Origin of the sequence: Bifidobacterium sp. B4142, from assembly GCF_026537325.1 — a bacterium.
Taxonomy (GTDB): domain Bacteria; phylum Actinomycetota; class Actinomycetes; order Actinomycetales; family Bifidobacteriaceae; genus Bombiscardovia.
The window spans coordinates 670173-683173 of the sequence record NZ_JAFNMJ010000001.1; the positions used below are offsets into that span (position 1 = coordinate 670173).

Below are 13001 nucleotides of genomic sequence, written 5' to 3' on the forward strand. Positions count from 1 at the left end.
AGGACTGATTCCAAGGCCTCGTTGCGTTCAGAGCGCAATCCCCGGTGGGCCGAGAATAAACGTCACCGTAAATCTGTAGAGTGAATTACGGATCAAAGGGAAGGACAAGTATGTTCGAACGGTTTACCGACCGTGCGCGGCGGGTGATTGTGCTGGCGCAGGAAGAGGCCCGCACTCTGCAGCACAATTACATCGGCACCGAGCACCTCCTCCTGGGCCTGATCAGGGAAGGTGACGGTGTCGCCGCCAAGGCCCTGGCCTCCAAGGGCGTGGAACTGGATGCCACCCGCAAACAGGTAGAGGAGATGATCGGTAAGGGCAATGCGGTTCCCAATGGGCACATCCCATTTACGCCGCACGCCCGTCAGGTCCTGGAGCTGTCGTTGCGTGAGGCGCTTCAGCTGGGACACTCTTACATTGGCACTGAGCACATTCTGCTGGGACTCATCCGCGAGGGTGAAGGTGTCGGCACCCAGGTGCTGATCAAGATGGGCGTGGACCTGGGCGATCTGCGGACCGCCACTATTGACATGATTCGCGGCAGCCACGAGGGGGGCGATGCCGGCAAGGGCGATCTGGCCAACGCCGGTGGCGTTTCCAACAAGAGCGGGCAGACCGGTTCAGCCATCCTGGACCAGTTCGGCAGGAACCTGACCCAGGAAGCCGCTGAAGGCAAGCTGGACCCGGTCATCGGCCGAGCCAACGAAATTGAGCGGGTCATGGTCGTTCTGTCCAGGAGGACCAAGAACAACCCTGTGCTGATCGGAGAGCCCGGTGTAGGTAAGACCGCCGTGGTCGAGGGTCTGGCGCAGAAGATCCACGAAGGCGATGTGCCCGAGACCCTCAAGGGCAAGCAGGTCTACTCGCTGGATCTGGGCTCCATGGTGGCCGGTTCACGCTACCGGGGCGACTTCGAGGAGCGCCTGAAGAAGGTGCTCAAGGAGATCAAGACCCGGGGCGACATCATTCTCTTCATCGATGAGATCCATACCATCGTCGGCGCAGGTTCGGCTGACGGGGCTCTGGGAGCCTCTGACATGCTCAAGCCTCTGCTGGCCCGTGGCGAACTGCAGACCATCGGAGCAACCACTACCGACGAGTACCGCAAGTACATCGAAAAGGATGCAGCCCTGGAGCGGCGTTTCCAGCCGATCCAGGTTTCTGAGCCCACTATCGCCCAGACCATCGAGATCCTCAAGGGCCTGCGCGGCCGCTATGAGCATCATCACCACGTCACTATCACTGACAAGGCTCTGCAGTCGGCGGCCGAGCTCTCTGCGCGCTATATTCAGGACAGGAACCTGCCTGACAAGGCTATTGACCTGATTGATGAGGCCGGCGCTCGTCTGCGCATCAAGCGGCTGACTGCACCGCCGGAGCTCAAGGAGCTGGACGCCAAGGTGGATCGTATCTCCGCTCAGAAGGACCAGGCCATCAAGGACCAAGACTTCGAGAAGGCCGCTCAGCTGCGCGACAGCCAGGAGAAGCTGGAGGCCGAGCGCAAGGAGAAGGAGCAGGCCTGGCACGAGGGCGAGTCCGACGTCGAGATGGTTGTCGACGAGGATGTAATCGCCGAGGTGGTCTCCTCGACCACCGGCATCCCGGTCTTCAAGCTGACTCAGGCCGAGTCCAAGAAGCTCCTGGGTATGGAGAAGGAGCTGCACAAGCGGATTATCGGCCAGGATGAGGCTGTCTCCGCCCTGTCCCGCTCCATCCGTCGCACCCGAGTGGGTCTCAAGGATCCCAAGCGTCCCGCTGGTTCCTTCATCTTCGCTGGCCCCACCGGCGTGGGCAAGACCGAGCTGGCCAAGGCACTGGCCCAGTTCCTCTTTGATGATGAGGATGCCCTGATCCGGGTGGATATGTCCGAGTTCTCGGAGAAATACTCCACTTCTCGTCTCTTCGGCGCACCTCCAGGGTACGTGGGATACGAAGAGGGTGGCGAGCTGACCGAGAAGGTCAGGCGCAAGCCGTTCTCCGTGGTCCTTTTCGACGAGATCGAGAAGGCTCATCCGGACATCTTCAACACCCTTCTGCAGGTGCTGGACGACGGTCATCTGACTGATGGGCAGGGTCGTATGGTGGACTTCAAGAACACCATCATTATCCTGACCACCAACCTAGGAACCCGCGACATCGCCAAGGCGGCCAACACCGGCTTCAACGTGAGCGGCAACACCGAGACCTCCTATCAGCGGATGAAGGACCAGGTGACCAGCGAGCTCAAGCAGCAGTTCAGGCCCGAGTTCCTGAACCGCCTGGATGACATCATCGTCTTCCAGCAGCTGACTGAACCCCAGGTTCGTCAGATCGTCGATCTGGACATCACCCAGCTCAACGATCGTCTCTTCGAGCGTCACATGTCCCTGGACCTGACCGACAAGGCCAAGGACCTGTTGGCTGAAAAGGGCTTCGATCCGCTTCTGGGTGCCCGGCCTCTGCGCCGCGTCATACAGCGGGACATTGAGGATGCCGTCTCCGAGAAGATCCTCATGGGTGAGCTTACAGACAATGAGTCCGTTCAGGTTGACGCCGAAGGCGAGGGCATCCTGGGCGAGTTCACCTTCACCGGCAAGCCCTTTGAGGGACCCAGGCATGCGGCCAGCTCCGCTGATGGACAGGACCAGAAGCCCGAACTGGTTGGAGCTTCGGTCGGCTCTTCCGAGGCTGATGTTCCGCCAGTAGGCGAGGCTGACGGCCAGAGCCAGGATGGCCAGGGTCCTGAGCAGTCTGGCCAGAGTTCGCCTGCTGGTGACTGAGATACATGGTTAATGCCTGACGCGGCTGACTGAAGTGGGGCTGGAGCACTTGGATAGTGCTCCAGCCCCACTTATTTGATGCTGCCGAGGATCGGTGCTGATCTCTGCAATATTGTTCTTGAAGCATCGCTTGAAATATATAGTGTCTGTTGGCAGAGTGAGCTCCGCATTCGCCTTGCCTTACGAGTCCGCCGAAGGGCTCGATCGTTTTCTTATATCAGCTTCGAGGCAGCGATGAAGTTGACAGCGACTGACCCCAGCGTTCCCAGGTCAGTCTTCCATTCACAACGGCTCGTTTGCTTAAGTAGTCGAGGACTCAGATGGTTGCGGGATGGAGCACTTAAGCCAGGCATGGGCTAAGTGCTTGACGTGGCCCTGACTGCTCAGAACAGGGGATGCAGCAGCAGGGCCAGAAGGTAGAGGGACATGAGAGCGATAAACAGGATGTCTATCCTGCCCAGTCGCAGCAATCGGTAGTGGGTGCGTTCTTGACGGCTGCCCTCATAGCACCGGGCGTCCAATGCCCGGCTCAGGTTATCAGCGTGGCGCAGGGCTCCGGCGAAGACGGGGACTGTGATGGCTATGGCTGCATGCAGGCGTTGAGAGAGCGAGCCGGACTCGATGGATCCGCCGCGGGCGGCCTGGGCCTCCACGATGGCCTGAACTTCGCGTCCCAAGGTGGGGATGAAACGCAGGGCCAATGAAAGGACCAGAGCAATCTCATTGGTGTGTATGCCCAGCTTTGACAGTGGGCTCAGCAGGGATTCACAGGCATCGGTCATCTGCGTGGGCGTGGTGGTCTCCACTAGGAGCGCTCCCAGAAAGATAATCAGCATAAAGCGGCAGGCATAGAGTACGGCCACCCAGATGCCGCCAGTGGTCAGCACGAATGGGCCCCAGGCAGCCAATTTCCGGCCGGTTTGCGTGACCAAAAGATTGAACAGAGCCAGCAGAAGCATGAGGGCCAGAAAGCCTTTGACCGAGTTCATGATGGAACGCAGTGGGGCCCGGGCGGCGCCAAAGAGACCTACAGTGACCACCAGCGCCAGAACAAGCTGCCTTGGCGTGGAGATAGCGAAGGCGGTGAACATGGCTAGGAGGAAGGTTGCCAGCTTGGCTCGCGGGTCAAGTCTTGCCAGCAAGGACAGGGGTTTCTGGTCGGTCTGAGTGCGATTGGTTTCCTTCTCCGCTGCTTCTGTTGCCAGCAGTTGATGGTAGCGCTTCACGACTTCAGCAGCAGGCCCATAGGCTAGTGTTTCTCCATGCTCCAGGAGCAGGGTCTGGTCGGCCAGGCCCAGGGCCTCACGATCGGCGTGCGTGCTCATGACGATGGTGACACCGCGCCGATGGAGCACTCGAAGCAGTGTCATGATGCGTGCGCAGGCCTGGGGGTCGAGACTGGCAGTGGCCTCGTCCAAAACCAGCAGTTGCGGGCTGCAGGCCACGACTCCGGCGATGGCCACCAGGCGCCGCTGGCCCCCCGAGAGGTCGAAGGGGGAGCGGTCGGCCAGATCACTGATGCCCAGGAGCTTCATGGCTTCATCCACCCGATGCTGCACCTGTTCGGGCCCGTAGCCCAGGTTGTGTGGACCATAGGCGATGTCCTGGGCAACAGAATCCGCAAAAAGCTGATGTTCGGGGTATTGCATGACATAGCCGACTCGTTGGCGCAGCAGCTTCAGATTCTGGCGCCGCAGATGCCTGGCCTTGGGCCGGTCGGGTCCGGCCAGGGGCAGGCCGGCCACCTGGATGGACCCGCTGTCGGGAGTGGCCAGGGCGCAGATGAGCCTGGCCAGTGTGGACTTGCCGGATCCGTTGCGCCCGATGATGGCCAGGGTCTGTCCTGCCGCCAACTCCAGACTCACATGGCTGAGCGCTTGGTCGTCGGCATCGGGAAAGCTGTAGGAGACGCCCGAGAGTTTGACCATAGTATCAGCCCGATCGCCGACCATAGATTTCGTATCCGCATGTATCGTCGCGCTCTGGCTTGATGTATTCCGATCCGGTTCGCTGCCTGCCTGCTGGGCATCTTCGCGGGCAAGGACAGGCAGGTTTTGTCCTTCCAGGATCCGGACCGGGTTTCCTGAAGCCAGGATGTGCCCATGGTCAAGCACGAGGACCCGATCAGCATGCCTGGCCTGCTCGAGCAGGTGGGTGATGTGGACGACAGCTGTGCCCTGGGCCGTCAGTCGACGCAGAATTGATTGGATCTCCTGTCGACCGGCCGCGTCGAGCATGGCGCCAGGTTCGTCCAGCACCATCATGTTTGGATTCATGGCCAGGCTGCCGGCCAGGGCCAGTCGTTGCTGCTGCCCGCCAGACATGCGGGTGGGATTATCATTCATCCGCGTCTGCAGATCTACCTGCTTCAGGGCCGCTGGGACGCAGGAAAGCATCTTTTGGCGGGGCATGCCCAGATTTTCGGGTCCAAAAGCCACGTCGTCCTGGACAACGGTGGTTACGATCTGGTCTTCGGGGTTCTGAAAGACCATGCCGATGCTCCGCCGTGCCTGTCGGTAGGCCTCAGTATCGATCTGTCGGCCCTGACCCGGCGTATCGGAGCAGACGGATCGGCCCATAAGCTCGACCTGGCCGTGGTCAGGTGCCGTCGCACCCGAGAGGATGCTTCCCAGTGTGGATTTGCCGGAACCATTTGCTCCCAGGATGCACAGATGTTCGCCTGCACGCACTTCCATGGACAGATGGTCCAAGGCCCAGGTCCGGCCTCCGTCATAAGAGAAAGAGACCTGGCTGAGCCGGGCGACGGTCGCCTTCGGATCCGCTGAATCCGGGACTGGGGATTGGTCCATGGATGCCGCCATGACGTTCCGAACCGCTGTGGCCTACTTGTTGATCAGTGTGGAGATGGGCTTGTAGATCAGGAAGGTGACCACGCCGTGGATGGCGAACTTCATCAGGTTGAAGGGCAGGAGGATCGGCACGATCATGGCGACCACCTTGGCCATGGACATGTGCGCGTAGAAGGGTGTGATTACCACGTTGCACAGGATGGCTGCGATCACGCCCAGAATAGCGCCGGAGACGATCCCGATGACCGCTCCCTTACGGCTGTGCAACCTGCGGTAGATCAAGGCTGCCGGCACGCTCAGGGCCAGGGCCACGATCATCGAGATCAGAGCGCCGAAGGGGTTGGTGAACAGGTGAGGAACGAATCCCAGGATGGAGATGATGGCGGCAGCCGCTGGTCCGAAGGCGAAGCCACACACCAGGACGACGATGCCCGAGGGGTCGTATTTGAGCCAGGGGGCCGCAGGAAAGATCGGGAAGGAGAAGAAGCTCAGAACCACGGCCAGAGCTACGAAGAGCGCGTAGACTGCGATCCGCTTGGTAGACCAGCGTCCTGAACCGCCCGCTCCTGTGGAGTGGACATCATTGAAGCGCGTGTCCTTGTTTGCAACGGTGTGTGTATGAGAATTGGGCATGCTCATAGAGGGCCTCGTTTCTTCCATCCGGACTGTAACCGTTGGCTTCGGACTTCGACCGATATCCACCGCTTGCGCGGGTCGCGGGCTCCCGGCATTCAGCCGGATACCGCCAGTAAGGACTTTCACCTTCCCTGAAACTGATGATTTCAATATAGCTGTGCTCTTTGGAATGGTCAATTCCCTCTCGCCGCTGGTGCATTTCTAGACACGCCGAGAAAGAAATAAAACCGCCGTCCATGCAACTATTGCAGCCTGCACAACGAATATGAGGTTGTAGAAAGTTCACAATGTTGCAAGGAGGCTGGAGCGTGGTGAGGATGGGCGACCATCTGATGCCTACGGATGAAGCTATGCATCCGGCCCTTGTCAGACAAACAAGTGACGGAGACGCTGACGGTGGCCAATCCCAAGCAGAGGACCTGGAATGGATCAGAAGCATACTGTCCACCAGATCCTTTCGCGCAGCCGATGACTTGGTTCGCAAGTATTACGACGACCTGCTGGTCTACATCCGCGCTCAGGTCGGCGACAGGGAGGAGGCGCGTAACCTTGCTCAGGATACTTTCGTCGCTATTCTGCGGTCATTGGGCGGCTACGATCCGAACAAGTCCAGCTTCCGAACCTGGATCCATCGCATTGCCACCTACAAGGTCATCGACTACTGGCGGATACGCCGCAGACGACAGCGGCAGGAGACACAAGTACTTGTGGTATCCAGCCACGATCAGCATGATGACCCGGCCGACCAGACCTTCAAGGACGACTTGGTTGGTCGGATTGAAGACAGGATTTCACAGGCTCCGGTCCCGGCGCAGGAGGTCTTGCGCCTCCATCTGTACGCCGGCTATGGGTTCGCGCAGATCGCTGAGGTTTGCGGAGAACCTGAAAGCACGGTCAAGGCTCGGTATTACCGACTCTTGGACAATCTGAGGAAGGAGTTTGGTCATGAATCGGTCTGAACCTGATATCCGTCCCATTCTGGCGGCTCTGCAGGGTAGCGACCTTGAGTGCGATGATGCTGCTGAAACTCAGGTCGGCGGCTCCAAAATGCGCGAGCGATCCATAAAAACGATTGTCCGCAAGGGGATGGGAAAACGGCCTGGGCTGATCTGGACCCTTGTAGCCATGGTTCGTTCCCTGGGCCTGAGAAACCTGCTCTTTGGCCTCTGGGACTGCGTGTTCATCGGCCTAATCCTGACGCTGGCGGTCTGGGCGGCCGTCTTTGGCTCCTTCATGAAGACCGCTTGGCCTAGCAGGGTCGATAGAATATTCGGTCTGGTTGTCCCCATATTCGTCTGCTCGCCTGTTCTTTTCCTGGTAGTGCACCTTTTGGTAGTGCTCAAGGAGCGGAACCTGAATACCTTGAATCTAATCAGAACTTGCAGGTGGTCATTCCGCCAGATAGCTGCAGTCAGGATGCTCCTGTTCGGCATGGTCAGCATGATGATTTCATCCTTGGCCACCGTCCTATTGGCGCAGACGACCAATCCGGGGCTGTCCACCATGACCCTTTTGGGGATCAGCTTCTCCTCCCTTTTTCTCTTTTCCTTGGCTCAGATATGGGTGGAGGAACATGTGCGTGGAGAACTATCCATCTACCTGGTTCTCGGACTCTGGATTGTGCTCGGCTGGATTCTTTATCTTACTCGATTTGCCACCGCTCCCATTCTTTTCTTCATTCCGCCGGCTCTAAGCCTGGCGACGGGCCTTGTCCTTCTGCTGATCTTCCTTCTTGTTCTGCATGAACGCTGCGTGGGATCAATGCTGCCAAAGCGGACATGCGGATGAAAAGACTGGGGACTGTATGAGGACAGAATCGCACATGTTTAGCCTGAAAGGACGGTAAGTTTCGTGTTGCACTTGTACCATGTGTCAAAGAGCTTCAGGGACAAACGGGTGATCGACGATCTGAGCCTCTCTATTGGAACCGGCGTCCATGGGCTCCTCGCGCCCAACGGAGCAGGCAAGACCACGCTGATCCAAATGATCGCCACACTGATCCGCCCGGATTCGGGAGACATCACTTGGAACGGGCAGGACATCATGGTCATGGACGAGGATTATCGGGGCCTCCTAGGGTATCTGCCTCAAAAATTCGGCTATTACCCAGACTACAGCGCTGAAGATTTTTTGATGTACATAGCAGCCCTTCAGGGGATTGGTCACAAACGGGCCAAGCCTCTGGCTAAACATCTGCTAGAGATTGTGGGGCTTAAAAACCATGGCAAGCAGAAGATGAAGACACTCTCCGGGGGCATGATTCAGCGCGTGGGATTGGCTCAGGCCATGATCAATGACCCGGAACTGATGATTTTGGACGAGCCGACCGCAGGTTTGGATCCACGGGAGCGCGTCCGTTTGCGCAACCTGGTCCATGCGCTTTCGCACGATCGGATTGTCATCCTATCCACCCATATCGTCTCTGACCTGGAGACTATCGCCGACCATGTCATTATGCTCAAGGATGGACGGATCTGCTGCAACCAGTCACCTAGGCAGATAACTCGCAGGCTGGAAGGCAAAATATTCCTGGTTCCTGCAGATTACCGCTTAGGAGAGGGGCAGCTGCTCCTTGAGGAGGAGCTGGACGGGGATGCGACCCGTCTGAGAATCTACTCGCCTGCGCCACCGTCCCAGGGCCAGGGTGTTCCTGCCAACTTGGAGGATGCCTTCCTGGTGATTTACAGGGACGGGGAGTAGCGATGCAGCATACTTCGCCGAATCAGGCTCGCAATCCCTTCTCTTGTCAAGGATGCCCTTTTATAAGATGGACGGTGATCAGGAACGAGATGCGACATCTTCTGGGTACCTCCTTTTGGCTGGTACTCTGTCTGTCTCTTGGATTCGTTTTCTGTCTAAATCTAGCCATGTATGACCAGATTCCCACTGATGAAGCTCATCATGACCTGGCTAGCTATGGATTGTATGTCAGTCAGTACACCATTGCCGGAATGAAGCGTGAGGCTGGCAGACTTGAGCCGGCGGTATCCAGAGATCTGATGGCTCTTGGTTCTCAAGCTGTGCAACTGGACGTCAAGGACTATCAGTCGGCCAGGGACCTGGTCGACTCGGTCGAGAGCTCGCGCTGGTCACATCCTTCAGTACTGAACACAGACAGGGGCAGACTGACTGAGCGCATCAGAGCCTTGCCCAGCTATCGTCGGCTTGCTCATTGCCATGATGTGATGGATGCCTATCGCGGATGCAACCGAGAAGCCCTGACTGCAACAGCCAAGAAACAGTTGGGAAAGGGCAATACAAAGGGCATTGACCTGCCCAGCTTGGTGACCAAGCGGCTTGACGCCTTAAGCGGACAGTGCAAGACGGGCATGGGCTTGGCCGCCCCGGAACTATTGGAGTACACCCAGAGCAACTTCAGACTTTCAGTCTTTCTGGTTCCGCTTCTGGCAGCCTTGGTTGTCGTAGCCCCGCGCCTTGTCAAGGATCAGGTCCATGGAGTACGGCAGACGCAGTTGACGACACGGACTGGACGATTCTTGCCTGAGCTGCAATTGTTCGCCATGGTCTGTACCGGTCTGCTGATGATGCTCATGGTGGCAGGGGGATCCATGCTGATGTGGTTGCCCAAGACCGCTGGTCTGCAGGATCTTCCGGTCTTTGATGGACATGCATTGCCTTGGTTCACCTGGTCCTTAGGAGAATACCTGGCTGTTTTCATATTGCTTTGCTTGGGGTCAGCCTTTCTTGTTTTTCTCTTGGTTCTCTGGATTTCCACACACTGCAGCACCTACACACGCTTGGTCTTGCTTGCAGTTCCTGTGTTGTTGCCGGCCTTTCATGTCTTTGTCGACTGGCTTCTCGTGGATCCATGCTGCATTGGCAGTGTGGTTACTCGAATTGTGCCATTGCCTGGGACTGAACTCTACCTGATCCTAAGCCTGCTGGTTTTAGCCGTTTTGCTTTGCTGGCGGTCGGCCAGAAGGCTCCATAGCCATCCAACCATCTGACGATTTGCTGCTTAGGCGGCCTGAATGAAAGGAATATCCATGAATGAACTGCCACTGAAGATGGAGGGGGTGTCCTTCCATTACAAGGCTGGTGAAGCTGGAATAGACCAAGTTGGCTTGGAATGTCCGGCAGGATCTTGGACCGCAGTCATGGGCCCTTCCGGAGCAGGGAAAACCACCCTGCTCTATTGCGCCTCAGGGCTCTTGCCTGTGCAGCAGGGATCGGTCGAGATTGCCGGCCAGAACATAGCCGGGATGAAGGAGTCCGCTTTGACCAGGATGCGGCGTGACCATATAGGTTTCGTCTTTCAGGATTACAACCTGGTCGAGGCCTTCACCTGTTTGCAGAACGTCATGCTGCCCCAGCTCTTCGGCGGCCCCAAAGTTGGTGTCGTCCGATCACTGCAGGCCCTAAAGATTTTGGGGCTGGATGGTTATGCGCAGCAGTATCCGTCTGACATATCTGGCGGTCAAAGGCAACGCGTGGCCATTGCCAGGGCGTTGGTCGCCCAGCCAGACATGATTTTTGCGGACGAACCCACGGGTGCGCTGGATACGCGCAGCTCGGAAATGGTTCTGGATGCCCTTTCGACCCTGGTGGAGGGCGGACGAACCGTGCTGATGGTAACACATGACCCCAACGTGGCGGCCTGGGCGCAGCGCACGGTGTTCTTGGTGGACGGCACCGTGCATTCGATCTGCCAGGGGTATACGGCCGAGCAGCTGGCCACTCATCTGACCAGCATGACTCAGGTTAGCCAGGGGGTAGACAGATGATGCATGTAGGCAAAGGTCAAGCTGGAAGAGGTGAAGTTCCCGGACAGGTGTCCCTACATGCATCCTCCTCAATCAGTCGACCGACCTTTTTCTTTCTGGTCTGGTCCCTGATCAAGAAGCATCGAGCATCATACACGGTCATGGGTCTGTCCACATGCCTGGCATCCCTTCTGACTTCTTCGACCATGCAGGTCTACCAAGCGGGAAAGTCCTTTGATAGTATTGGCAATTTGAGCAAGCTGAACACCTACCGGCGTTTCCAAGCCAAGGCACCTTATTCAGGTCTCTTCATAGTCACTGTTCCAGCGCTGGCTTGCTGCCTGCTCGTGTCGGTTTTTTTGATTCTCTCGTCGGTAACCTTTCTGACTCAGGAGCGCCGACGCGAGTATGGAATGATGCGGTTGAACGGTGCCTCCCGCAGGAGGATCCTGATCATAGGTCTCCTGGAGTTCTCGATTCCCTTGGCCCTCTCGAATCTCATAGGTTGCCTGGTCGGATCCCTCCTGACTGTACCAGTAGGACGGTTTTACGCGCGCTCGGCCGAGTTCAGCGACAGGGGCATGGTTTTCACCCCACGGATTCGGCCTTTCATTGCAGTGGTCACTTTCATCATGATGATGGTCGCCTGTCTGCTGGGAGTATGGATGGCTATGCGCAAGGTGGGCGGGGCATCACCGCTCCAGCTCATGACGGAAACCAATGACCGAACCAAGCGGATCGGATGGGTTCGTTCTTCAGCAGCCTTGGTCTTTCTGATCCTGACCTTGGTGGTCGGGTTCGCCCCACTGCCTTCTATGACTCAGGACCTGCGGATTATGTTCGAGGTCATTCTTGTCATCACTACGGTCTATTTGGCGGCTCCGGTCCTGGTCGTCCTGACTGTGTCAGTCATCGGTCTGATTCCGGCGAAGGCGGCCGGAGGCCCCGGTCTTCTGGCCCTGCAGCGTGCTCGAAAGGAGAGCGCAGGTTCAACCGCGATAGCCCTCCCAGCTATGATGGTTCTGACCATTGTCATCTCACTTGTGGCTGCCCTGCAGGCTGGTTCCATCGGCGGGGCGGTTCTGAGCTTGTACCCCTTGAAGGCCGATGTTATGGCTACTTCCCTTGATCCGGATGCCGAAAACCGCGATCCATCCGAGCTGATCAGTGGGATGCCTGAGGTTCGAGACTTTGTCACCTACCAGACTCAGCAATGGGCTATGGAAGGATCGCAGGGCCAGGCGGCAACGGTGGTATGGGAATCTGCAGATCAACTGCGGGGTCAGAATTCGTCGGGCATTCAGTTCTCCCCGGTTAAAGGGAATTTGGCTGACCTAGGTCCAGGGCGAGTCGCAGTGAATCAGGATTCCTCCTATTCCATAGGTGACACCGTCTGTCTTCTTGATCGTCATGATCGACGGCATGAGGCACGGATCGTTGCTCTTGTTCAGTCGCCTAAGGGCATCCCACAACTATCTGCAAGCAATAACTATCCTCAGTTTCTGACTGTGGATGATAACCTGCCTCGATTGGGGGAAGACCCACATACGATCATTCCCATTTCAGCTGCCAATCAGACTGATGCGCATAGGATTGTCACTCTTCTGAAGGGTGGCCTTCAGGGCGACTTCGCAGTGCAGACCAGGCAGGAATATATAGACGACTTTATTCAACGAGGCCTGTCCGGGCAGACGGCCTTGACGGTCATGATCGTCGGCGGGACCGTTCTTGCCCTGATCTTCATGATGCAGTCTATCGCTATTTTGGCCTGGGAGCGCAAGCGGCAGAACCAGCGGCTCAACAAGATTGGTGTTGTCTGGAGTTCAATAACCTGGTCGGGGGTGATGGAGACGCTGACCGATGTGGCCGGTGGCGCAGTAATGTCTCTGCTGGCGATTGTCATCGTCGAAGGCTGCATAGCCTTGAGTTTCGTCCAGGCCGGCATGTCTGTGGCTCTGACTCCTGTGCCCGTAGGCCGGTTCCTCCTAGTGACTGTTGTTCTGTTGCTGGTGGCGGTGTTCACATCCTGGCTGTGCAGTCTGCAATCCAGGAAGGCGGAAGAAGGCTAAACT

The 13001-nt window shown here is 57.6% G+C and carries 9 protein-coding genes and 1 riboswitch; of the genes, 7 read left to right on the forward strand and 2 right to left on the reverse strand.

The window, feature by feature from the left end; genetic code table 11:
• The first annotated feature begins 110 nt into the window (after positions 1–110).
• Positions 111–2759, forward strand: a complete 2649-nt coding sequence (locus J3U06_RS03110; protein ID WP_267444291.1) for an ATP-dependent Clp protease ATP-binding subunit — start codon at positions 111–113, stop codon at positions 2757–2759.
• 383 nt (positions 2760–3142) lie between these two features.
• Here the strand turns inward: J3U06_RS03110 and J3U06_RS03115 are convergent, their stop codons facing one another.
• Together J3U06_RS03115 and J3U06_RS03120 are read right to left on the reverse strand one after the other, a co-directional pair.
• On the reverse strand, positions 3143–5569 hold the full coding sequence (locus J3U06_RS03115; RefSeq protein ID WP_267444292.1) for an energy-coupling factor transporter ATPase: 2427 nt from the start codon (positions 5567–5569) through the stop codon (positions 3143–3145).
• 33 nt (positions 5570–5602) lie between these two features.
• On the reverse strand, positions 5603–6208 hold the full coding sequence (locus J3U06_RS03120; RefSeq protein ID WP_267444293.1) for an ECF transporter S component: 606 nt from the start codon (positions 6206–6208) through the stop codon (positions 5603–5605).
• A gap of 5 nt (positions 6209–6213) precedes the next feature.
• Positions 6214–6348, reverse strand: a riboswitch (FMN riboswitch).
• Positions 6349–6522: 174 nt separating this feature from the next.
• Between J3U06_RS03120 and J3U06_RS03125 the strand changes: the two genes are divergently transcribed.
• The 6 genes from J3U06_RS03125 to J3U06_RS03150 all read left to right on the forward strand — a co-directional run bounded on the left by J3U06_RS03125 (position 6523) and on the right by J3U06_RS03150 (position 12998).
• A complete protein-coding gene (locus J3U06_RS03125) occupies positions 6523–7164 on the forward strand; it encodes an RNA polymerase sigma factor (protein WP_267442753.1) in 642 nt (213 codons plus the stop codon).
• The gene (locus tag J3U06_RS03130) at positions 7151–7993 is read left to right on the forward strand and encodes a hypothetical protein (protein WP_267444294.1); all 843 of its coding nucleotides are present in this window, start codon (positions 7151–7153) and stop codon (positions 7991–7993) included. The genes J3U06_RS03125 and J3U06_RS03130 overlap by 14 nt, the downstream gene beginning before the upstream one ends.
• A 108-nt stretch (positions 7994–8101) precedes the next feature.
• Entirely contained in the window at positions 8102–8905 is an 804-nt protein-coding gene (locus J3U06_RS03135) for an ATP-binding cassette domain-containing protein (protein ID WP_267444295.1), read from the forward strand.
• A gap of 167 nt (positions 8906–9072) precedes the next feature.
• Positions 9073–10173, forward strand: a complete 1101-nt coding sequence (locus tag J3U06_RS03140) for a hypothetical protein (protein ID WP_267444296.1) — start codon at positions 9073–9075, stop codon at positions 10171–10173.
• A 39-nt stretch (positions 10174–10212) separates the two neighbouring features.
• Entirely contained in the window at positions 10213–10950 is a 738-nt protein-coding gene (locus J3U06_RS03145; protein WP_267399696.1) for an ABC transporter ATP-binding protein, read from the forward strand.
• 185 nt (positions 10951–11135) lie between these two features.
• A complete protein-coding gene (locus J3U06_RS03150) occupies positions 11136–12998 on the forward strand; it encodes an ABC transporter permease (protein ID WP_267444446.1) in 1863 nt (620 codons plus the stop codon).
• Positions 12999–13001: the final 3 nt, after the last annotated feature.

What these genes read in the sequence shown, in the direction of transcription:
- J3U06_RS03115 (WP_267444292.1), bottom strand. Translation starts at nt 5,569, where the DNA reads ATGGACCAATCCCCAGTCCCGGATTCAGCGGATCCGAAGGCGACCGTC.
- J3U06_RS03150 (WP_267444446.1), top strand. Translation starts at nt 11,136, where the DNA reads ATGCAGGTCTACCAAGCGGGAAAGTCCTTTGATAGTATTGGCAATTTG.
- J3U06_RS03130 (WP_267444294.1), top strand. Translation starts at nt 7,151, where the DNA reads ATGAATCGGTCTGAACCTGATATCCGTCCCATTCTGGCGGCTCTGCAG.
- J3U06_RS03145 (WP_267399696.1), top strand. Translation starts at nt 10,213, where the DNA reads ATGAATGAACTGCCACTGAAGATGGAGGGGGTGTCCTTCCATTACAAG.
- J3U06_RS03140 (WP_267444296.1), top strand. Translation starts at nt 9,073, where the DNA reads ATGTATGACCAGATTCCCACTGATGAAGCTCATCATGACCTGGCTAGC.
- J3U06_RS03110 (WP_267444291.1), top strand. Translation starts at nt 111, where the DNA reads ATGTTCGAACGGTTTACCGACCGTGCGCGGCGGGTGATTGTGCTGGCG.
- J3U06_RS03125 (WP_267442753.1), top strand. Translation starts at nt 6,523, where the DNA reads ATGGGCGACCATCTGATGCCTACGGATGAAGCTATGCATCCGGCCCTT.
- J3U06_RS03120 (WP_267444293.1), bottom strand. Translation starts at nt 6,208, where the DNA reads ATGAGCATGCCCAATTCTCATACACACACCGTTGCAAACAAGGACACG.